At 29.4% G+C, this 24356-nt stretch carries 15 protein-coding genes and 1 pseudogene; all 16 read right to left on the reverse strand.

Annotated features, from left to right (window positions below):
- Positions 1–73 precede the first annotated feature (73 nt).
- Positions 74–664 (reverse strand): annotated as a pseudogene (locus B5D16_RS05365) (apurinic/apyrimidinic endonuclease family protein); the annotation flags it as partial.
- 63 nt (positions 665–727) lie between these two features.
- Entirely contained in the window at positions 728–2635 is a 1908-nt protein-coding gene (locus tag B5D16_RS12655) for a leucine-rich repeat protein (RefSeq protein ID WP_078765953.1), read from the reverse strand.
- A 93-nt stretch (positions 2636–2728) separates the two neighbouring features.
- Complete coding sequence (locus B5D16_RS05375; protein ID WP_078765954.1) at positions 2729–4771, reverse strand: leucine-rich repeat protein; 2043 nt, start codon at positions 4769–4771, stop codon at positions 2729–2731.
- 16 nt (positions 4772–4787) lie between these two features.
- Entirely contained in the window at positions 4788–6890 is a 2103-nt protein-coding gene (locus tag B5D16_RS05380) for a leucine-rich repeat protein (protein ID WP_078765955.1), read from the reverse strand.
- A 108-nt stretch (positions 6891–6998) separates the two neighbouring features.
- Complete coding sequence (locus tag B5D16_RS05385) at positions 6999–8915, reverse strand: leucine-rich repeat protein (RefSeq protein ID WP_078765956.1); 1917 nt, start codon at positions 8913–8915, stop codon at positions 6999–7001.
- A gap of 16 nt (positions 8916–8931) precedes the next feature.
- The gene (locus B5D16_RS05390) at positions 8932–10842 is read right to left on the reverse strand and encodes a leucine-rich repeat protein (RefSeq protein ID WP_078765957.1); all 1911 of its coding nucleotides are present in this window, start codon (positions 10840–10842) and stop codon (positions 8932–8934) included.
- Between the two features lie 340 nt (positions 10843–11182).
- Positions 11183–13102: a leucine-rich repeat protein gene (locus tag B5D16_RS05395; protein WP_078765958.1), complete on the reverse strand. Its 1920-nt coding sequence runs from the start codon at positions 13100–13102 to the stop codon at positions 11183–11185.
- Positions 13103–13314: 212 nt separating this feature from the next.
- Complete coding sequence (locus tag B5D16_RS05400) at positions 13315–13896, reverse strand: type IV toxin-antitoxin system AbiEi family antitoxin domain-containing protein (protein ID WP_078765959.1); 582 nt, start codon at positions 13894–13896, stop codon at positions 13315–13317.
- 713 nt (positions 13897–14609) lie between these two features.
- Complete coding sequence (gene sfsA / locus B5D16_RS05405; RefSeq protein ID WP_078765960.1) at positions 14610–15296, reverse strand: DNA/RNA nuclease SfsA; 687 nt, start codon at positions 15294–15296, stop codon at positions 14610–14612.
- Positions 15297–15471: 175 nt separating this feature from the next.
- Entirely contained in the window at positions 15472–16347 is an 876-nt protein-coding gene (locus tag B5D16_RS05410) for an RloB family protein (RefSeq protein WP_078765961.1), read from the reverse strand.
- Position 16348: 1 nt separating this feature from the next.
- Entirely contained in the window at positions 16349–17710 is a 1362-nt protein-coding gene (locus tag B5D16_RS05415; RefSeq protein ID WP_159444291.1) for an AAA family ATPase, read from the reverse strand.
- A gap of 114 nt (positions 17711–17824) precedes the next feature.
- Positions 17825–18892: a 5-methylcytosine-specific restriction endonuclease system specificity protein McrC gene (gene mcrC, locus B5D16_RS05420; protein ID WP_078765963.1), complete on the reverse strand. Its 1068-nt coding sequence runs from the start codon at positions 18890–18892 to the stop codon at positions 17825–17827.
- Positions 18885–20852 (reverse strand): AAA family ATPase, encoded by a 1968-nt coding sequence (locus tag B5D16_RS05425; RefSeq protein WP_078766072.1) that lies wholly within the window; start codon positions 20850–20852, stop codon positions 18885–18887. The genes mcrC and B5D16_RS05425 overlap by 8 nt, the downstream gene beginning before the upstream one ends.
- Before the next feature lie 26 nt (positions 20853–20878).
- Entirely contained in the window at positions 20879–21736 is an 858-nt protein-coding gene (locus B5D16_RS05430) for a hypothetical protein (protein ID WP_078765964.1), read from the reverse strand.
- A 53-nt stretch (positions 21737–21789) separates the two neighbouring features.
- A complete protein-coding gene (locus B5D16_RS05435; RefSeq protein WP_078765965.1) occupies positions 21790–23832 on the reverse strand; it encodes a hypothetical protein in 2043 nt (680 codons plus the stop codon).
- A gap of 104 nt (positions 23833–23936) precedes the next feature.
- Positions 23937–24353 carry a hypothetical protein gene (locus B5D16_RS05440; protein WP_078765966.1) on the reverse strand — a complete coding sequence of 139 codons (417 nt, stop codon included), beginning with the start codon at positions 24351–24353 and terminating at the stop codon, positions 23937–23939.
- Between the last annotated feature and the right edge of the window lie 3 nt (positions 24354–24356).

The following is a 24356-nucleotide window of genomic DNA, read 5'->3' on the forward strand; positions in this document are numbered from 1 at the left end:
ATATTTTTATAGTCATTTTCTACAAAATATTATAATCCATGCATTAAATACATTCAAGCAAGCTTTCAGTACTTTCCTCTAAAGATGTTTCACCATTTCTAATCTTCTTTCCAAGTTCAGTCTCAAAACTTTCATACTTCTTGTTTATGTATCCTTCAATTCTGCCATCTTCAATAATCTGAGCGGCCTTAAGCAAACCATAAGCAAATGAATCCATACCAAGAATAAATCCATGGAACATATCTTCATATGTATTGCTTGGTCTACGGTTCTTAGAATCAAAATTGATACCTACAGGAAGTCCTCCATTTTTAACAATTTCATACATTTCAAGTGTTGTATCATATACATTACTTGGGAAGCAATCAGTATCCCAACCAAGCATTACATCACCCTGATTTGCATCAATTGAACCAAGCATATCATTAATTCGACTCATACGTAATTCATGCTGGAAAGTATGACCAGCTAATGTTGCATGATTTGCTTCAATATTCATCTTAAATTCTTTATCCAAACCATATTCCTTTAAGAAACCAATTGCAGTAGCTGCATCATAATCATACTGATGTTTCATAGGTTCCTTTGGCTTAGGTTCAATTAAGAATGTTCCATTAAAACCAATCTTTCTACCATAATCTCTAGCCATCTTCATAAGGTTTGCACTTAAGGAATATTTTTTCTCAATAAAACACCTCTCAGAGTCAAAACTCTGAGAGGTTATCAATTACTTCACTATTCCTTTAAATCCAGCCTTCTTAATCTTCTTAGCATAAACTTTCTTCTTTGCCTTAGGTACCTTAATTACACAAATTTTCTTAACACCCTTAAATGTACCCTTAACAAACTTCTTAATTTTCTTAGATTTTATCGTAATACTTTTAAGTTTCTTACAACCAGCAAATGCTCCCTTACTAATCTTAGATACATTCTTACCAATCACAATAGACTTAAGCTTCTTACCATTCTTAAATGCCTTCTTACCAATGGCAGTTACTTTATACTTAACGCCCTCATAAATTAGTACTGATTTGATACTAACTTTCTTTAAAGACTTTTTCTTAAGACCAACAACTGTTACTTTACCAACAGTTTTACCATCTAATGTACCTTCTTTAGTAACTTTATATATAAGTTTGCCATCAGTAATACTACTAACACCCTTTATATCATTAGCAGATTCGTTTTTAGTCTTATCATCAATATCCTTACCGTTTATAGTTTTTACGATCTTAAAAGTAACTTTCTTACTACCAGTAAATACACCTATACCTTTAATAATAACCTTCGCAGTTCCAACTTTTTTGTTATCAACATATGTAACAGTATAGTCCACACCTTCTTCTAATTTATCAATAATAACTTTAGGTGTTTTAACCTTACCATCATATTTGTATACGTCTTTTTCTAACTTAACATCAATCTTTGAAATATTGTTATTAGCCTTTAAAACTGCATCTTTTATAATGTCATATCTCCCCTCACTAGCATATACCGGTTCAAGTTTAGTAAGCACATTATCACCACCAGTAATAATAATTTTACCATCCGTATTCTCTATATCATTACATTTTATTGCAATAATTTTCTCATAGTTAGTTATCTCAGAATCTCCTGAATAATTAATTAAAACTCTACCACCAGTCATTTCAATTTTTCCAGCAACTATTGCATTAAAATAATAATTACCAACATTCAAAAAATTATTCACGCAAATATTACCAGATTTAATAGTCAACTTTCCTATTTCATCTGAATCATAACTAGTTGTTATAATATGCGAATCAATACTTTCTACATTAATTGTAGGACCGTCAAATATAATATCACATCCACCACTAACAAGTAGACCATTTTGTATTAGTAAATGTCCATCACCTACACTAAACTTAACATTTAATACTCCATCACCAATAACATTTATATTACAATGACCCTTTACATTAAATAAAATTGATGGTCCTTCAGAATATGTAACATTATTTACACCTGATATTTTTATATTAAAAGTCGGAAAATCAACCATATCCTTTTCATCTACAAAAAATTCCCATGAAGAATCAATACTAATCTCACCATCACCATTATAATTATTTAACTCTAATGTATACGTATTCTTATCATACGATAATCCATCTTTATATTCCCCATCAACTGTATCTCCGCTTTTCTTTTCAGATACATAAAACCCGTTACGTTTATTTGGATTAACATAGTATTTATACGAAATTTTAACTTGTGCCTCAAGTTTTTCGCATGTTGCCTCTTTTTTCACAACCATGTAATAATCATTTTCACCGCTTAAAAACACTAGTATTCCATCACTACTATAATGACTAATATCCGTTAAATCACATATAAATTCCATATCACTATTGTATAAAGTAGCGTAAGCTGCGCGATTACCAGCACCAACTTCTGCAGCATACAAAAACATATTGTACACACCAGATGTTTCGGGGGAAATTTTATAAGTCACATCAGATTCACCACTCACTTTAACAATTTTATCCAAAGATGGATAATCTAAAATCTTCTGTTCATCTGCATATGCCTTACTACTTATTCCTACCTCAAAAAATCCAAACATACACAAAAGCATAATAACCTTACAAATTAATTCCTTCACTCTCATCTTAAACCTCCTAGTTTTTCTCAAACATTTCTATTATTCCACATTTTCAATATAAAATATCCCCTCAGAGCCACAACTCTGAGAGGCTATAAACTACTTAATTATACCTTTAAATCCAGCCTTCTTAATCTTCTTAGTATAAGCTTTCTTCTTAGCCTTAGCTACCTTAATCACACAAGTATTCTTAACTCCCTTAAATGTCCCCTTAGCAAACTTCTTAATCTTCTTTGACTTTATCTTTATACTCTTAAGCTTCTTACAACCAGCAAATGCTCCCTTACTAATCTTAGATACATTCTTACCAATCACAATAGACTTAAGCTTCTTACCATTCTTAAAAGCTTTCTTACCTATAGCAGTTACTTTATACTTAACTCCCTCATAAATTAGTACTGATTTGATACTAACTTTCTTTAATGACTTTTTCTTAAGACCAACAACTGTTACTTTACCAACTTTCTTACCATCTAATGTACCAGTCTTAATCACCTTATAAATAAGCTTACCATCCGTTATTTTGGATCCTTTCTTAAGTCCTGTAATCACATCACTAGTATTTAGTACTTTATCATTCTTCTTAGGTCTAAATGAACTAACATCATAACTACTTGTCTTTGTCAATTTAACATTCTTCATGTTAACATTAAATTTCTTTGTGTCCTTACCTTTAGCAAATACTACAAAATCATTTACATTTTCAGGTGCCATACCTTCATCCTTAAATAACTTTAAGAATGATTCATCTCCTAAAAGAATAATATCTAACTTATTAATTTCACATTCCTCACTTGCATATATTACTTTATTTAAAAATCTCTCTTTAGTTACATTTTGAATATTATCCGGCTTCTTTTCATACTCTACCAATAGAGCTCCACCATCTATTTTTATTTTTTCTCCTGTAAATACATCAGCATATCCTGCATATCCGCTCCAAGAATAATCATAAACAGTATGATATAGTTTTACATATATATAACCAGCTTTATAATTCAACTCTTTCGTTGCAAAAATAGCAGATAAATTATGAGCAACAATATTAAAATCTGTACCATTCAAATTACAATTATCTATATCCATCGCATGTGTATAATTACCAGCTGTTTTAGTATCAGAATATGAATATCCAAAATAATTACTTTCAGAAGTATAATCAATATTTACCTCTCCACCATTAAAGTATGCATTAATTGCTCTAATACGACCTATTAAATTTATACTACCAGATTTAACATATAAATTATTCAAAGCATAAATGGTATCAGTTTTAATAGTTGGTCCATCAATTATAATATCTTTATCACTTTTAATTCCGCAACCATATTCATAGCTATATGTGTTTTCATCTATCGCTAAGACTTCTAATTCTCCATCACCTTCAAATTTAAGAGAAAGTCCTTCACCAGCAAATGAATAATATGTGTAGTATTCATAAGTTTTATCACTTATCTTATTCTTTCCCTTTACTATTATTTTAATAGTAAAATCTTCTTTAGAAAAATCTTTCGTATCAAAAACATATCCACCATTATCCAAAGAAAATTTAAATCCTAAACCTTCATAATTTTCAAGGTTCAAAGTTCTACTCTTAGGATCATACTCTGCACCCTTATACATATTTATTCTTTCAGTTTTTCTATTATTACAAAGAATCTCAGGTTTAAAATTATTATTCCCTAAATAATTAAAAGTAATATTTACATTATATGAATTATCATCATTATTAAGTATTGGAATATAATATGTTTTTCCTCTTACACAATGCATTTTTTCAATAACATTATTTTTTCCAAAATAACAAAATTTTTGAAGACAATCACTTTCAGCATTCATAAAACAATATTGTATACTATAATCACTACTACCACTAGTAATATTTGCTGAAAAAGTAATGTCATACTCACCAGTTTCTTCTGGTTTAAATCTAATCAAATAATTAGCTTCAACTTTACATTCATCGTATTTTTTGAAACCATCTTTATTTGTTGTAATTTTTGTTGTACATTCTTTATTAATTTCAGTATCCGCACCAACGTCATAAGCATACGCAAATTCACTCCAAACATTTGAAGCAACAATAACTGCAATTGCACATACAACTATCAACAATAATTTTTTAAGGCTATTATTTTTCATTATTCCCTCCAATAAACTATTTAATTACTCCCTTGTATCCGCTCTTTTTAAGTAACTTCTTTATATTCTTTGATTTAACCTTTATATACTTAAGATTCTTACATCCAGCAAATGCACCCTTGCCAATCTTTTTAACATTCTTTCCAATAACAACAGTTTTAATCTTCTTGTTATTCTTAAAAGCCTTCTTAGCAATTGCTGTAACCTTATACTTAACTCCATTAATAGTTAGTTTCGATTTAATACTAACCTTCTTAAGTGATTTCTTCTTAAAACCAATCACAGAAACTTTACCAATACTCTTACCATCTAAACTTCCTGTTTTTAAAACCTTATATTTATATTTTCCATCCGAAATAATTGTGCCTTTTTTTGCAACATTATTAAATGTTTTATCACCAGCACTAGGCTTAGTACCTTTAATCACAAAATCAAAAACAACTTTACCCGTATATTTACCTTTACCTGTAATAACTACTCTTCCCTTACCAGGATCAATGTTGTTTTCATACTTTATATCAACATCCATACCTTCCATCAATCCATTTAAATCAACTTCAGGTTTTATCTCTTCGCCGTTATAATTATATGAATCATTCTTAAGTTTTAAATTATATCCTTTAATATCATAACTGCTTGTCTTAATAATCTTAACCGTGCTCATATTTACATCATATACATCTTGATAATATAACTTTTCAAAGATAACATATTCAAACTTATTATCAGCGTCATCTTTTTCATCAACAATTGCATTAATAATTGAATCATTAGCTACTATAATTAGATTTATATTTTTTATAATAAATTTACCATATGCACTAAATATCAAATTATGTAACATATATTCTGTTGAATTATTAACCTTATTATCATCTAAATATTCAACCACGAAATCACAATTTGATATATCTATATTATTTGTTGATATTAAATCTCTACTATTGGTTGTACCATATGGTATAAAAGCTTCACTAATCAAGTGAATATTACTATCTTTAAGCATACATGTTTCATATGAATAAATCAAAGCAGAAGCCCTATTACTTTTTAAATAAATATCAGATCCTGTTATTTGTATATTAGTGCTATCCAACGTATATGCACTTCCATCTTCTAATGTATTCTCAACAACAACCTTACTATTCGAAATGCTTAATTCTTTACCAGATTTCACCATATCAGAAAGATGTAAATCACTTGATTTAATATAAATTTCACCTGGAGCAGTAATTCCTATACTATTAATCTTTACCCCATCAATTGTAAGATTTTTCCCACTTACTATAGATGCATAATAATCACTTGGATAATACCACTGGTCATTTCTAATATCTGTAGTATCTTCCCATTCTAACGATCCATCACCTATTATTTTCAGCGAAATTCCTTCATCCGCTCCAATAATATTTGCTGAATCTTTCCAGGCCTTAATTATATTCTTTCCCTTAAGAATAATTGTAATACCATAATCTTTAGGCAATACTTCATTTATATCACATATCAAATAATTCTGTTTCAGTTCAACACAAAAATAAAAACCATCTCCACTGTAATTATTTAACTCCAATGTTCTACTATTATTATCAAACTTTACACCTTTTCGTTGGTTTAAATCAATTAATGGTCCATCATAATACTCAGAACAATTTAATTCCGGTTCAATTTTAATGTCTCCACCATATGAAACTGCACAATCAATGTTAAATGTATTACTAGTATTGTACCTACAATACACCACATAGTAAGTATGTCCAGCAACACAATACATGCTATCTTTATGCTCACTGTCCACCTCTAAATTTCCATACCGAATGCTATCATAGTTTCCATTATAATAGTATAAACTAATATATTTCTTATCATCCTGTTGTTCAGTACAGCTTAAATAATAATTAAAATTATAAACACCAGTTTTATCAGGACTAAACTTAACAACATAATTATTATTCGTTTTAATTCTAATTTCAAAACCACATTCTTTATTAATCTCCATATCATATGGTCTCTCATAAGAACTTGATGCTAATTCAGCATTAACTGGACTTTTACTAGTCATAATACCAATAGCAGCAAATGCCACTAAAACAAAAATTTTTATTTTTCTTAATTCCTTCATATTTTTACAACCTTTCTAAAAAAATGCCTTCACTATTTATACACATATCCATTATAATCTGTGACAAAAAAACAAGCAACCATATTATGATTACTTGTTTTATGTAAACTATTTGATTATACCTTTAAATCCAGCCTTCTTAATCTTCTTAGCATAAACATTCTTCTTTGCCTTAGGTACCTTAACCACACAAGTCTTCTTCAAACTCTTAAATGTACCCTTAACAAACTTCTTAATTTTCTTAGATTTTATCGTAATACTTTTAAGTTTCTTACAACCAACAAATGCTCCCTTACTAATCTTAGATACATTCTTACCAATCACAATAGACTTAAGCTTCTTACCATTCTTAAAAGCCTTCTTACCAATGGCAGTTACTTTATACTTAACGCCATTAATTGTTAGTATCGATTTGATACTAACTTTCTTTAAAGACTTTTTCTTAAGTCCAACTACTGTTACTTTTCCAACATTTTTACCATCTAATGTACCTTCTTTAGTAACTTTATAAATAAGCTTTCCATCATTAAACTTACTACCAACCTTTAGTCCGTGAACACCATCATATGAACCATTAGCATCTTTTCCAGCAACAATATCAAATGTTACTTCCTTAGTACCAAAGAATACACCTAAACCTTTTATTATTACCTTAGCTTTACCAGCTTTTACATTATCAGCATATGTATAAGAGAAGTCCACGCCTTCCTTTAAGCCATCAATAGTAACCTTAGGTGTTTTAGCTGTACCATCATATTTATATTCAGTCTTATCAAGGTTAACCTTTGCATTTGCTATATCGATTTTATCACCTTTTAAAACAGAAACACCTTTATCCTGAACGCCCCCACTAACTAATGATCTAAACGTACCGAGTTCAGATGTAATTCTAGAATCACCAGTTATAATTATTGTTCCACCTGTAAGTTTCATCTCACCAATAGAATAGAATGTATCTCGATCCCAAAATTCTTCAATCTGTCTAGCGCCATTTTCAAACTCATAATCAACTCTAATAACGCCACCTGACATTTCAATATATGTTGCTAAAAGAATAGAACCAAATCCACTATTACATCTATCTGTGCATTTCTTTACATTTAATTCACCTGACTTAAAAACGATACTTCCATATGGCACCCACCAAGAATATGTATCCACTAAATTGCCCCATTCTTCTTCGACATTAATAGTCGGACCATCAAAAACAACATCACATAATCCTGATATTAAGCAACGACCATACTCCTCATACTTAGACTCTTTATTTATATTATCAAACTTAATATTTAAAACACCATCACCTATAAATTTAACTTTTACATTTAAATATGCATATATCGCCCATGTGTCTTCAGGATTACTTAAAGTAATACTGTTTTCTCCTGTAAGTTTAATATTTACAACATTCTTTCCATCTACATCATCAGGATCTGCAGAAAAATAGAGTGCGTTCATCATAATATTAAGAGTTTTAGTTCCATGAAAATTATCAAGTTCTAAAGTCCTAGCCTTTTCATCAAAGTATATTCCTTCCATATCCAAATTATGATGTCCTGTAGAACTATATATAGTGTTTCCCTCAGCAGAAATAGAAGTTTCAAATTCTGACTCATCAATTGTTCTTGAATATAGTTTGATCCATACTTTTCCTCCTACAGCATATTTTTCATTAGCAACCTTACTTATCTTTAAATAATATTTCTTTGACTCTTTTAAATATACATGATGTGGAGTTTCTTTACTTGAACTTCTAATGAATTCAATTACTTCATCTTTATCATTATACAATGTTGCACAAGCATCTTTATCAGTATCATATTTCAAATAAAAAGCATATACAGCTGTTTCCTTTGGAGTAATCAAATATGTAGTTTCCTCGGTAATATCTTCTATATCATTCATGCCATCAAGTATCTTTGAATACTTCATTTCAGCATGAACGTTTTTCATTGAGCCCAATTCAAAAAGACCAACTAAGCATAACAACATAAACAATTTACAAATTATATTTTTTGCTTTCATCTTAAACTCCTTATATCTACTTAACTATACCCTTAAATCCTGCCTTTAATATCTTCTTAGCATAAGACTTCTTCTTTGCCTTTGGTACCTTAATTACACAAGTTTTCTTAACGCTCTTAAATGTACCCTTAGTAAATTTCTTTATTTTCTTAGATTTTATTATAATACTCTTAAGTTTCTTACAACCAATGAATGCCCCTTTACCGATTTTTGACACATTCTTACCAATCACTATACTCTTAAGTTTCTTACCATTTTTTAAAGCCTTCTTACTAATTGCAGTCACCTTATACTTAACACCATTAACAGTAAGTATTGATTTGATACTAACTTTCTTTAATAATCTCTTATTAAGACTAGTAACTGTTACTTCACCTGTAACTTTTGCATCTAAAGTTCCTTCCTTAGTAACCTTATAAGTAAAGATACCATCAGTTATCTTACTTCCAGCCTTAGCGCCATGATAACCATCATAAGATCCATTTTTATCCATACCTTCAGTAATCTTAAATGTAACAGTCTTGCTACCAGTAAATACACCTAATCCTGTAACAATAACTTTAGCAGTACCAACCTTTACATTGTTTTCATATATAACCTTAAAATGCTTACCTTCCTTCAAACCATATATAGTAACCTTAGGTTCTTTAGCCATACCGTCATATTTATATTCAGTATTTTCAAGTTCAACATCCAACTTTGAAACATCTAGCTTATTTCCTTTTATTACCATATTTTTTTCTTCATCACTTATACCATCAGCTGATGATATAGGATTTAATTTAGCTAAAACTTTTTCATCTCCCATAACAATAATATTACCACCTGTAATATTTATATCACTAATAGAGTGAATAGTTTCATAAATATGACTTGGCATAACATCATTCTTTCTAACGTAATTTACAATAATGCTACCACCTGACATTTTAAAATATCCAGTTTCAAAAATAGAATAAAAATAATCCTTATCTTCATTTTCAAACTTGCTAACGACAATAGAACCTGACTTGATTTCTAACTTACCATATGGTCCTTTTTCCCCATATGTAGAAATAACAGGTCCAAAAGCCTTTTCAATATTTATAGTAGGTCCATCAATAACTACACTACTTTTTTCTGTCTTCAAAAAGAGACTTGCATCATCCACTGATTTATTCTTTCCATTAAATTTAATATTTAATGTTCCATCACCTATTATATTTACATTGCCACACCAATATATTGTAAATAAAGTTGCTGCAGTTTTATCATACTCAACAGTATTATTTCCAGATATTTTTATATTAAATTTTGGTAAATATGGCCAATCCTTTTCATCCGCCAAACTACCCATAAAAGAATTGATAATAAACTCATCACTACCTTTGTAATTATTTAATTCCAAGGTATGCGTATCTTTATCGTATGTTACACCTTGTATATTTGCTTTAATAATATTAGTATCTTTTTCCCTATTCAAATAAACGTCACATGTATCAGGATATTCACACTCTCCCATCCATCTCTTTTCTATACATACCTTAGCGTCAAGTGAATCACAAGAAACTTCTTTTTTTACCACAAAGTAATAAATCTTACCACTTTTTAAATAAACCTTTTGCCCCTCTTGGTTCTCATCATAATGAGCACTCGCTATGAACTCCTTGTCACTATTGTATACTGTAGCAAATGCTGTATATACCGTTCTACCATCTATTAATTTCTTAGTATCACATATAAGTTTAAATTCATAGAGTCCATCCTCATCTGGCAAAACCTTATATATCATTTGCTCCTTAGCTCTTACAGTAATGGTATCGCCATATGATTTATAATCTCTGGTCTGCCATTCCTCAGCATATGTCTTAGTACCTGCTCCTACCTCAAATAATCCAAACAAGCACAAAAACATAACAATCTTGCATATTAATTCCTTCAATTTCATAGTAAACCTCCTATATTTTTCCTCAAACAACCTAATTATACCACATTTTTTTTACCTACTATCAAATATTTATATAATTATATCTTATTTTAATCTGATTAGTATTTTTGCCAAAAAAATATTTCCTTTGTTTTATCGGTCTTAGCTAGTGTAGTAGCCTACTACATATGCAAATGGCTTGACTGATAACTCATGGTAGCATATTAGGTTATGTTCTTCCTATCAAAAAGAACAACCCCTCTCAGATTCGTTCTGAGAGGGGTTCTTTTGTTAAACATGACTTTAACAATCTTATTTCCTTTGTTAATCAAAGTATAATCCCAATTCTATCTTTTGTCAACTACTCAACTATTCCTTTAAATCCAGCCTTCTTAATCTTCTTTACATAAGCCTTCTTCATTGCCTTTGGAACCTTAATCACGCAAGTTTTCTTCAACCCTTTAAAAGCTCCTTTAACAAACTTCTTAATCTTCTTTGACTTTATCTTGATACTCTTAAGTTTCTTGCAACCAGCAAATGCTCTCTTACCAATCTTAGCTACATTTTTACCAATCACAATACTCTTAAGCTTCTTACCCTTCTTAAAAGCCTTCTTACCTATAGCAGTTACCTTATACTTAACACCACCATAATTAACACTAGTCTTAACGGCAACTTTCTTTAAAGTCTTCTTCTTAAGTCCAATAACTGTTACTTTACCAGCTGTCTTCCCATCCAATGTGCCTTCCTTAGTAACCTTATAAATAAGTTTACCATCAGTAAATGTACTACCAAACTTTAATCCATGAATACCATCGTATGTTTCCGTATCACCTACTTTAATATTCTCTTCACCTGAGATTTTAAATCTAAATGTCTTACTTCCCCAGAAGTGTCCTCTACCTTTGACAATTACCTTAGCTATTCCAACATTAACATTATCCACATAAGAAACAATATAATCCTTACCTTCTTCTAATCCATTGACTATTACCTTTGGTGTTTTCGCTTTACCATCAAACTTGTATGAATATTTTTCAAGTTTCATCTTCACATCCTGAATTTTTATTCTTGCACCAATTAATATTGCATTCTTTGTTTTTTCATTCATCTTAGCAAATGAATCTAAAACTTTAACTTTCGGTATTGTTTTTGCATCTCCAGTAATAATAATATTTCCACCCGTAACATTCATCTCACCAGTAATACAAAACATTCCATGAGTTTTCTTAGGCTCCAAAGAACCATTTACTACATAATTAATTCTTATAAAACCGCCCGACATATCCATAGCACCTGCCTCAAAAGCAGATAATAAAAATTCATTAGAATTCACAAAATTATTAATAATAATTGATCCTGATTTAAATGTAAATTTGCCAATCATGTTATTCGTGTCACAAGTTACGATTAAAGCGCTATTAATTTTATCAGTAATTATCGTAGGCCCATCAAAGATTATATTGCAACCATGTCCGTCTATAAATTTATTTCTCCAAGTATCTTTAAGATTAAATTTACAGTTTACTGTTCCATCACCTATTACATTAAAATTACCATGCCCACAAATATTAAAAATACTATCCAAGCCCGGATTTGAATAAATAGTATTATTTCCAGTAATCTTAATAGTAAAATTTAAGAAATTTGGATCATCCTTTTCATCAACTTCAAAATCATATGGCGAACTAATACTTATATCACCTTCACCAGTATAGTTGTTTAATTCCAAGACATGTTTCTTAGGATTATAACTTATTCCCTCAAAACGACGATATCCATTTGAAATATCATAACCTTGGACTTCAACCGTAACATCCGTATATTCTTTTAATTTTACATCTTTTAAATATGATATCTTAATTTTTCCACCAAATCCTTCAATTCCTGTTCTACCTGCGTAATTACTTCTCTCTAGAACAACATAATAAGTCTTACCCTTACTTAAATAAAACTCATTTCCAGCTTCATCAACATCATTTCGATCAACTATAGTACCTATATACTTCTTATCGCTATTATATAAAGTTCCATATGATGAATAATATGAAGGATCAGGTCCAAACCCACAATCTAATGCAACATTATAAACACCAGATTTTTTAGGTACAACCTTATATATAATCTTTTCATCGCCCTTATATTCAACCCATGTTCCAAAAGATGTAAAATTAACAATCTTCTCTTCAGCTGCATAAACCTTAGTATTTATTCCTACCTCAAATAAACCAACCAAGCACAAAATCATAACGATCTTGCATATTAATTCCTTCAACTTCATAGTAAACCTCCTATATTTTTTCCTCAAACAACCTAATTATACCACATTTCCAATATAAAATAACCCCTCAGAGCTGCAACCACTCTGAGGGGTCATTTTTAATCTCAGTCAACATCATTAAAATATCTACCATCAACGATTATTTCTAATAAACTATTTTCTTTCGCTAATTTTTTTATCTTCCCCTTAATTTGTGCTTCTGTAAGCATTACCTATAATAAAACCTCCATTATTTCTCTTATTTTCTTCTCCACATGAAATAATTTTGCATACCCAACCAATCTATTTAAATTTTTTTCTTTACTAACAACATAATACTTAATTGCTGTTTGATAGTCCTGTATTTCAAATCTATTTTTAGAACGAACCAGATCGCATATTGTTCTTTCTAAATCATATATAGGTATCTTATGACCGTATGAATTAACCACATACTCTTTACCAATATCCAGCAAATCCTTCTTCACTGTAAATACTTTTATACCATCAGCAATTAATCTCGATGTTCCATAACCGGTATATATTGTAATTATAGGCTGCATAGGTTCCCTATCTATCAAGCCATGATAATACAATGACTCATCATGAGACAAAACTCCCTGCGGGCATCTTAAAAAAAGTATATATTCTTCATCCATCCAAGTTTCCGGAGATACATATATTCCATGTGCAACTTTTGTATAATTGTTTTCATCAATAAACTTATACAAATCATATTTTGATATTCCCGCTTTCATTACATCCTTTGTTAAAAGCGTCCCTGTTTTATCAATTATTTTTTCTATTGATTTCATCATCAATCACCAACTTTCGTGCTAATCTTATTAACTATATTAGCGCAAAAGTTTGTATACATTCAACTTTTTTCCATTTATTTACCTCCTATTTTTATAAAATGGCGCAAGAAAAGCACCCACTTATAGTAGGTGCACATAAACCACATATATAAAAACAGGTATAAAAAATCAAATTTATCGCTTCAACTAAACTATATACCAATCTTGCGCAAAAGTCAATATATTATTTTCACCTTATATATAAATAACAACCCCCTTAGCCGCAATCTAAGGGGGAATTTTGATACATATGCATCATATAATTCATTCCTTTATAATCCAAATTGTACTTCCAATCCTATATTTTGTCAATCAACCATCAGCAAATATCTTTGCCAAAAAAATATTTACTTTCGCATTACGTTTGTGCTATAATTATCTTGCTACCGCTCCAAACTGTAGCAGTGAGGAGGTGAATAGCATGTCTAACGTAATATCCTTCATTATTTCAGTCATGGCAAGTATCGTAGCATACTTTATTTGCAAATGGTTAGACTGAAATATTTCGGTAGTTTAGCCTTAGGTTGTGTTCTTCCTACTAAAAAGAACAACCCCTTAGAGCCTGTAACTCTGAGGGGTCGTTTTTTATGTCTAATAAAACATATCCTTCATCACCTCAAGTATAATCCCAATCCATCTTTTTGTCAACCAACCGAATTTTCTACCGACATTTATACCGACATCTCCCCCCTCAACTCATCCACTTCCACATGACAAGTCAAAAACACAATCTCAACACCTTTATCCTTCGCCTCATCAAACACCTGCCCAAATTCAGGATGCGTCTCAACATTAGCTCTCACCTCACTAATACCATCCATCTGAATAACAAATGCAAGCATAGCATGATATCCATCTTCCCTTGCCTTTATTAATTCCCGCAAATGCTTAACTCCACGCTCTGTCGGAGCATCAGGAAAATACCCTATACCATCTCTTTCAAGAGTACACCCCTTTACTTCCAGCAAATACTTTTCCTTTCCAACATTACCATCCTCACCGCTAACATCTCTCTCCATATAAAAATCAATACGTGATTTTCCATATGTATACTCAGGAATTACCACATCATAATCCTTCGTAGCAAGCCATTCTTTAACAACCTTATTAGGTGCCTGACTATCAATATTAATCAATAATCCATTACTCTTCCTAACAGCAATAAGATCATATTTAGTTTTCCTATTAGGTGTACCCGGTTCATCAAGCCAAACATCACAACCTGGAATAAGTAATTCCTTACATCTACCAGTATTCTTAACGTGAACAATTTCCCGCTTACCATCAATGTCAACTTCGGCAATAAAACGGTTTGGCCGATTAATAAATGTTGCTTTAATTACTTTATTGTATTTCATATCTTCTAAACTCTTTTTATCTTAATTTTGTATATTAACTTCAGCAAATACTTTTGCCAAAAAGAACAACCCCTTAGAGCGACTACTCTAATGGGAATTATCAAGCAAAAAGAGTCTTCACTCTATTCATCAAGTAAATACAAAATAATCACCATATTATTTTTCTATTTATACATTATTCTTTATTACTTTTTCTCATTTTCTCTATCAATTTCCAAATATTACTACCAACATTATCAACCAATCCAATTTCATCAGATTCAAACTCTTTTGCTCTATTAATTGCATCATCAATAAAAGGTAGATAATTCTTTTCAAATAGAATATGTCCTTTAGCATGATGAACTATTCTTGATATTTCATTACTAACAAAAGTATGCTTATTTGATATTTTTTTGTTTTCCAATATTAAATTCATTTGATTAGCATATTTATTTTTTACATCAACATGATGTAATAATAACCAAAATTCAAAACATGGATTAGAAATATAACAAGAATAATTTTTCTTCTTACAATAATCTATACAATTTAACATATTAAATTCTGAATGTGTATATTGATCTCTATCAATAACAATACCAAATTCATCATTATGATTCGCATGATCACGTAAATATTTTCTATAAGATATATCATATCCTAATTTTAATAAATCTGTTCTAAACTCTTCATTATTCTGTGCTTTTCCTGATTCATTTTCATCTAGAAATTCTTTTATAAACTCTTTTCCCCATTTTTTTATTATTTCCTCAGGAACATTTTCAAAAAAATTATCTTCTTCATTATCTCTTAATTCAACATATTCTTCTAATAACTCTAATACATCACTCGGCATACACCTAGTATCATTTCGTCTCCTTCCTAACACATGCACATCAATAATCGCATCAATTCCTATCTTTTGTCTGTTTATCGATATACCATTAAAATATTCTTTCTCAGTAACATTACCTTCAACTGAAATATAATATATTTTTTTAGGAGAAATCTTATCATTATCGTCTTCTCGATTAAAGGCATTAGAACTTAATCTATATTTATTTTCCATTTTATTCCTCTAATATATTATCCTTTAAAAAAACTGGAACTGCGCCATATCGCCCTAATAAATAATCTTTATCTATTTTTTTATCAAATCGTTGTTTATACTTATTTAAAGAATAGACTTTGGAACTATTATCTTCCTGTCTTTCAACAAACCAAATCTCATCTTGTCGTAACAAATCTAAATCTAATAAATTTGTATCATGAGTTGTAGCAATTAACTGGTGATTTTCAGATTCATTGCTTTCGTAAAATATTTCCAAAAATTCTCTAACTGCTTTTGTATGTATACTTCGATCTATTTCATCTATTAAAACAACACTCGCACTATCTTTCTCATAAAAAACAGGAACTAAATCAATCAATCTTTTGGTTCCATCGGATTCATCATCATAATCAAATAAATCTTCTTCATTACCATGATTAAGTACTAATTTATCATATATAATATTACCATTTTCATCTTTTTTAAACTCATATATTTGACCATTAATCTTTATTACAACAGGTCTTTTTTCTACTGCATTAGAAATATCAATTTTTTTCCTAATTGCTTCAATGCTTGGATCATTATGAAATATCTTTTCAAAATCCATATGCTGTTTTTCAAATATCACTTTTTCTATACCTGTATCAAAATGTTTCATCCACTCCGAAAGATGTATCTTTTTTATCTCATCTGTTGCTACATCACTATAATTATATTTTGTTTCAGGAAAAATAACGATTATTTTATCAAACCATTCAAATACTTTCTTAATTTCGAAAAAAATCCCATCATCATCATTTACTCTTAACGCTATATCACTTAAAATAGTTTTTCTTTTATACGAATCCGAAATATTTTCCGAAAAACCCTCTAAGAAAAAATCCATTCTTTCTTTTTGCTTGTCATTAGTAAACTTTAATTCCGTTATTGATTTACATACATTATTAGAATCTACTTCCCTATTAAATATATATGTTTCCTTTCCATTTTTTTCAAACCTAACAAGCCATTCACTAATTATACTTTTATTAACATATGAAATCACTATACCATAAGAATATTCTACTTCATCTATTATCATTCTATACTCAAATATAGCTGGTTGATTATACATTTCCTTTGAAATACGAAAATGACATTTATTCAAATTAATCCTATCTAATCCACCTATTATCATCAAACGTGAAATATCAATAGCCTCAATAAAATTACTCTTTCCGCTTGCATTAGCACCAAATATCAATGCACTTTTTAATAATCTTTTATTACTTTCTATCGAAACATGGTTTTTATGCCTTACAATTTTACTAGCTTCAAATGATATACTTTGTCTATTTTTAAATGATTTATAGTTTCCTACTGAAAATCCTACTAACATAATTATTCCTCTTTCCCAACATATTCCCATTTACAATTATATCGTGATATTTTCACATTTGTCAACCAATTATTTGCATTTTCACCCGTCCGCGGTGCTCTTTTCGTGATTTTTTCACTCGAAACATTGATACAAAAACTCATCCGCCACTTTATCCAACTGCATTCTAATATACGAAAAATCCGCATTCAAATCCAAAGTTTTAACACCAATCTTATTATTACCCATCATAAACTCACAATCCGGTGTTATGTCTTCATCTGTTTTTGCATATAATATAACTCCAGATACATTACCACTATTATCTACATCCTCATTTTTTACATATGTAAAAATCTGATACAAATTATTAGAATGAATAGTATGCTTATCAAATTGTACCTGCAATGTATGCGTATAATATTTTGTATCAATAATCAATACACGTTCTCCAACTTTCAAATAAATATCCGATTGCATTTTAGGTAAAAATCTAATCATATTATTGTCAGCGTCATCAGAAATATTCCACTTTATTTCAGCAGATTTCACAACATTCAAATCACCATGATGCTTCTTATAATATGCTAGAACAAATTTCTCAAATAGCACATTCATATGTTCATCAGAAAAAGTAGTCATTTGATACTTACCTTGCCACGTTGTCTGAATCAAACTATTAAATACAAAATAACAAAGATTAATTAACATCTCATAATTTTTGTTATTACGCTGATACATAAGTCTATCCCATCTAATAGAACTAATATCAATATCCGATATTTCATCAAAGAATAAATTTACCTTTTTAAGACTATCTTTCCTTTCCTTCTTAACAGTTTTACTCTTCAATAAATAATTAATCGTACATTTAATAATTTGATTGTAGATATTATCAACCGACAATTCATCATATTCACAAGCTAACACTCTTTTATTCTGAATCTGATTTTTAATCGTACCATTTATATCCAATTTACCTCTCATCACAGATAAATTATCATTAAAAGTAACATACTCTCGATAAAGACCTTGCTTTAACTGTTGTGCCGTTCCGCATGCTAAAATAGCAGCACATAAATCAGTAACATCTTCAAAATTCTCCGAAGCAATACTTTCATAATTCTTTTGCTTAAGTACAGAGAATGCATAAGATAACATATAATATATATTTCTTATATAAATACTCTTATCTTTAATCATTTATTACCCCAGTCAATTCATTAAACCACTTATCAACTTCTGATTTATTATCAAACCAATACTCTTCCAAGGTAGGAATAATATCATAACTAATAACTGAACTCATCCATTCATCAGTACATTCATTCTGATTGCAGAAATAACTATGACCAATGCAAAAGCCTGACCCTAAAGATGAATCATTAGCTATATATCTATTCAATTCCATAACTTTATTTATAAGTGTATCAAATGTATCATTATTAAGGCTTTCTTGATACTTCTTAAAACCTTCAGAAGAAAAACCTGGCTCAATATTTACAAAACTAAATCTTCTTCTAAGTGCGTAATCAATCATAGCAAGACTTCTATCTGCCGTATTCATCATGCCTATAATATAAAGATTCTTTGGTACAGCAAATGCCTCGTCACTATATGCTAATTTCAATGCGTTTTCACTGCCTCTATAATCCTTTTCTATAAGCATCAATAATTCACCAAATATCTTGCTCATATTACCACGATTTATTTCATCAATAATAAAATAATAGTTATTATCAGGATCAGCCTCTGCCTTCTTACAGAACTTATAAAACACACCTTTTCTTAACTCAAAGCCATTAGCTGTAGGCTTATATCCCATGATAAAATCTTCATAAGAATAATTCTGATGAAACTGAATAAATTCAATTTTAGAATCATCCTTCTTTCCAATTAAAGAATATGCTAATCTCTTAGCTGCATAAGTCTTACCAACACCTGGTGCGCCTTGCAAGATAATATTCTTTTTATTTTTTAGAAGATTAACTAAATCTTTATATTTATCTTTATCAACAAATACTTCACTTAAAAAGTCTTCCTTTGTATATTCCTCTAAAGTAGCATCAACATGTACTTCATCCTTTACACTATACAAAGATACATCCGACATATCTACTTTCAATAATGCTTCTTTTAATTCTTCTCTTAACTTCCAAGCATAGCTTCCTTCTCTATTTTTTTCTGCTTTTCGTCCAACAAAAGGAATTGTCCAATATTTACAATCTGGTTCATTACACAAAGGACAACCTATCTTTTCATAAATTCTTTTTCCTAGACTTGAAACATTAGTATTATAATAATTCTTTGTTTCTCCATATTTATTAGATAATTCAGTACAAGAAGCAATTCCACCGTTATCTAAAATTCTCTTTAGTACCTTAAAACTATCCTTAGTAAAAACTTCTTTATCTTCTAATAATTCTCTCCATTTATCAACTGTAATATTAGGCGAATAACCAACTGGTCCCCAACTATTTTCCTCTACAAAATGTCTAGCCACATATAATTCAATATCTAAAACTAAAGTTACTCTTTCCGGATCAGAATACTTCATCTCATCTAATGAAGTATTTAATAATTCATTCAACTCAGAATTATCCTTAATGTATTCCTTAACTTCATCGTGAAATATCTTTGATTGGATAACATTATTAATTCCATCACCTTTTGTTGGTATAAAATCATTACCTATAGCTTTTGTAAAAGCTCTAACAACAGAATATTTATAAATATAGTATTTATCTGGATAACGTAACCATAAGTAAACAGAAAGAACATTATCTCTTTGATAATGATTCTTCCATGTACCATCATTGTATTTTGTTCTTAATTCTTCAGCCTGATTTTGAAAATATAAAAATCTTTCAGATAAATCTCTAGACTCATCATATAAAACTCTAAACATTTCTCTAACTGTTTCTGGTTCTTCTGAAGAAAAAACATCAATCATCTTTCTGGGAAAGTTACCAGCACTCACAAGAATACTATATGTTTTTTCAGTTGCTTTCATAAACATAGAATGAAAATCTTCAGCCTCTATGTCCCAATTATCCTTAAACCACTTGATAGCTTCCCACTTAAAGTTTTCCTCTTTCCATTGCAAAGGAAATCTTTTCTTATACCCTTCAATAACATCATTTAGTTTTTTTACATCAAACATATTATCCTTCTCCAATACATTTAATCTCATTCAATATTTTTTCGTTCCATTGCCTCTTTAATTACTTTTTCGAAAACTGCTTTATTTACCTTATATTCTTCCATTTTACTTATTTTTAATCTTAATCCTCTTCCCCTTGAATCATATGTATACTCAACACCAGCTTCATTCAATTCTTCAATATAATTTGAATCATCACCGCATTTTACATTTAAATATATAAATTTTTTCTTTGGTTTAAAAGATATAAAGTTTTGTGAAATACCATTTTTTCTAACGCCAATATAATACTTATTATAATTAAGCTCAAACCCTGGAGCATACTCAATAACGTCTTCAAAAATTTCATCAACATATTTTATAACATCGCTCTTTTTATTCCAATAATTTCTATCAGTAGGTTCAACCTCATCTTCCTCATCTACTGCATAACTAACTCTATCTAACACTTTAACAAAACTCAACTGAATATCATCCCCAACTTTTACTGCCTGAATTTGCATTGCTATTAATGGAATTGCACCATTAAACAATTGGATAACATTCATAAATCTTCCGGTTATTTCTTCAGCTACAATTACAGCACAATGATCATATTGAGGATATCTTTTCCTTTCATTATCCCAATACTCTATTGTTCTAATAATATGGCTAGGATCTGTTGCACCCAATTGTATTTCTACTTCGTATCTTGTACCATTATCATCAGCTAATAATATATCTAATCGTCCACCACTAACTTGTATTTTTTCTCTTCTTATTGGTTCCAATTCACCCAATCCTAATACATTCGGATTATCAAATATAAATTTCTGAATTGCATCCTCTCTAATCTCCGGATGATTCTTTAAACTTATCTTTTTTGCACTTATAAGTTTTGACATTATTACTTTTTCCTCCTCCTAATATTTTGAATCCCCAAAAAATCTTATGGTTATTAATTATTGTCTACCTTACCAAAATATAACAAATCTTTAGATTTAGGATTGAACAATTTTTCAAATAAAACTTCATTCCTCTTTTTAGCATCTTTAACTAATTTATTGTATGATATCACTTCAATATATGCTCCTCTTGATGAATTATATCCAAAGAAGCCTTCCCCATCAGGTGTTCTAATTAATCCTGCATTTTCTGAATCTTTTACTAGTTTTTCAGTCATATCCGCAATTACATAACAATAAAATGCAACATTATTCATATACCCAAAATCTCGTCCATTGCTTTTTTTCATTTTACCAGATTTAATATCTGCAACATATTCTAAAACTTGATTAATTGGGTTATTATCATCTGAATCATAATCATTTCTTTGTGGTTTTTTTAATTCAACAATAGTTACTGAATTTATATTATCTATATCTGACGAAAAAGAAATTGCTTTATTAAATATTGCAATGTCCATTCTTTTTAAACTATCTCTATCAATCACAGGAATTTTTTTCATTGGAATATCCGAAGCCAAAAACTGATGATATGCTAATCTATCATCAATTAACCATAAATTCATATCTTCACATCGAACATTATCAGAAGTAATTTTCATCGGACAAATAATTGAATGAACTTGTGATTCTTTGTTATAATTACCATCAACATTTATTTCTAAAGATTTTTCCAACAATTCAATCACCGATTTACGTCTGACGATATATTCTGCCAAACTTGCTTGACTTAACTGAGTAATACTTGAACAATACTCATTAAACAATTCCATATAATCATATGAATCCATCGTATTTTTTCTTTCTTCTATCTTACACTTTTGTTTTGCTATATCTAATTCCCATTCTTGTTCTTGCTTATAAAGTTCTAAATCTAATTTTTCATCCGACAAACCAACTGGTATTTTATCATAAACATCATCTCGTTGATTTAAAAGATATCTATACTGCGGTTTTTTATTTTTTACGAACTCATCTATACGTTTCTGTTTGTCATCTTTAATCTTTTCTAAATCATCTATCAAATAACTTTTAATATATTCAACAGCATGTTCTAAAATTTCTTTTTCACTAATAGTATCTACAATAGGCAAATCAACAAACTCAAATTCATATCGTTCTGTATTAACCAAATCATCAAGATATCCTCCTGACATGTATGCCACATAATAATATGACTGATTATCACTTACTATTTTTTTTGTCAAATTTGGAATTTTAGTAGATAAATCATACGATTTAACTTCTCTATTGTTGGCACATAAATGCAATTCATGCTTATCTGCACCTGATTCCAACATCATATGATACAAAATAAATTCTTTATTCTTTATTAAAATTTTATCTTGATGCAAAACATCATTGTATTTTTCCTTATAATACTGATTAATATTTATCTTTTCTCCTAAATTATCTTCCAATGTAATAACTGGACAACCCTCAATAATAAAATATGGTATACAATGTTCTATTATTTTTTTTACAAGACTTTCTAATGATAATGCCACTTCATCCCTATATTCTGATTTAAAACCAATGAGTTTAATCTCAGTTATTTGTTTTTTCTCATCTAAATCTGATAGTTGCTTTTTGTTATTTTCTGGTTCTATTGAATTTTTTAATGAAAAACTAAATTCTCGCTTATACCAAATATTATCTTCAATGTATACGCTTTTTATCTCTACTTTGCTAAATGCTTTTAGCCATAAAAATCTTCCAATTCCTTTACACCCTTTTTTTACTTTATATGTTGAATAAGCTTCTAAAAAAGATTTATAATTCCTTTCAGTGAATCCTTCTCCATTATCTATAATAATAAATTCTTCAAAATGAGTCTTTTCCTCATCACCATCAATATTAATCTGTCCATTCAAATCTCTTATTGCCTTTATTATAACCATTGGTTCAAAACAATTTTTTGTATCTTCTATCGATTGAATAGAATTTACTATAGTTTCAAATAATGGCCATAATGCTTTAGACTTAGGTAATTTAATTTGATTAATCTGTCCAGTTAAATTCATAGTAAAATTCATAACTATTACTCTCCTTTTATAAAAAAGCTCTTTTCTTCACATTAATCACATATACAATCTCAATGTTAATATTAGCATCTTATAATCCTATTTTTTCAAAATAATCATTTATTATATATCCATTCTCCAGTCATAAGATTTACTAAATTTTCAAGTTTTAATTCAGCATTAAAATTCTCTCCATATTCTCCTGCTCTTGTCTGTGCGTCCAACTTAAAAGAAATATTATACAATCTTCCTGCTTTCGTTCTTCGAATCATATCATTCTCAATAAAGAATTCAATTACTCTTCTATGTCCTTCATAATCATCCATATTAAGATAAAAGCAAGAAACACCTTCTGATGAATCCGAGTGTTTTGCTTCTACGACTATACCATCTTCAACAGCTTTTCTGCACAAATAATCTACTCTTTCTTCATCTTCAAAAAAGTACATCCATTTTCCAACTTTATCTTTTTCAAAATAATCAACCTCACTGGATATATAAAATATCCAACCACCCATACAAATTTTCTCCATAAA

It is taken from the genome of Eubacterium uniforme (genome assembly GCF_900167115.1).
Classification (GTDB): Bacteria; Bacillota; Clostridia; order Lachnospirales; family Lachnospiraceae; genus Eubacterium_S; species Eubacterium_S uniforme.

Coding starts and splice junctions, on each gene's coding strand:
- B5D16_RS05400 (WP_078765959.1), bottom strand. CDS start 13,896: ATGAAATCAATAGAAAAAATAATTGATAAAACAGGGACGCTTTTAACA.
- mcrC (WP_078765963.1), bottom strand. CDS start 18,892: ATGATTAAAGATAAGAGTATTTATATAAGAAATATATATTATATGTTA.
- B5D16_RS05375 (WP_078765954.1), bottom strand. CDS start 4,771: ATGAAAAATAATAGCCTTAAAAAATTATTGTTGATAGTTGTATGTGCA.
- sfsA (WP_078765960.1), bottom strand. CDS start 15,296: ATGAAATACAATAAAGTAATTAAAGCAACATTTATTAATCGGCCAAAC.
- B5D16_RS05425 (WP_078766072.1), bottom strand. CDS start 20,852: ATGTTTGATGTAAAAAAACTAAATGATGTTATTGAAGGGTATAAGAAA.
- B5D16_RS05415 (WP_159444291.1), bottom strand. CDS start 17,710: ATGTTAGTAGGATTTTCAGTAGGAAACTATAAATCATTTAAAAATAGA.
- B5D16_RS05430 (WP_078765964.1), bottom strand. CDS start 21,736: ATGTCAAAACTTATAAGTGCAAAAAAGATAAGTTTAAAGAATCATCCG.
- B5D16_RS05440 (WP_078765966.1), bottom strand. CDS start 24,353: ATGGAGAAAATTTGTATGGGTGGTTGGATATTTTATATATCCAGTGAG.
- B5D16_RS05390 (WP_078765957.1), bottom strand. CDS start 10,842: ATGAAATTGAAGGAATTAATATGCAAGATTGTTATGTTTTTGTGCTTG.
- B5D16_RS12655 (WP_078765953.1), bottom strand. CDS start 2,635: ATGAGAGTGAAGGAATTAATTTGTAAGGTTATTATGCTTTTGTGTATG.
- B5D16_RS05395 (WP_078765958.1), bottom strand. CDS start 13,102: ATGAAGTTGAAGGAATTAATATGCAAGATCGTTATGATTTTGTGCTTG.
- B5D16_RS05380 (WP_078765955.1), bottom strand. CDS start 6,890: ATGAAGGAATTAAGAAAAATAAAAATTTTTGTTTTAGTGGCATTTGCT.
- B5D16_RS05410 (WP_078765961.1), bottom strand. CDS start 16,347: ATGGAAAATAAATATAGATTAAGTTCTAATGCCTTTAATCGAGAAGAC.
- B5D16_RS05385 (WP_078765956.1), bottom strand. CDS start 8,915: ATGAAAGCAAAAAATATAATTTGTAAATTGTTTATGTTGTTATGCTTA.
- B5D16_RS05435 (WP_078765965.1), bottom strand. CDS start 23,832: ATGAATTTTACTATGAATTTAACTGGACAGATTAATCAAATTAAATTA.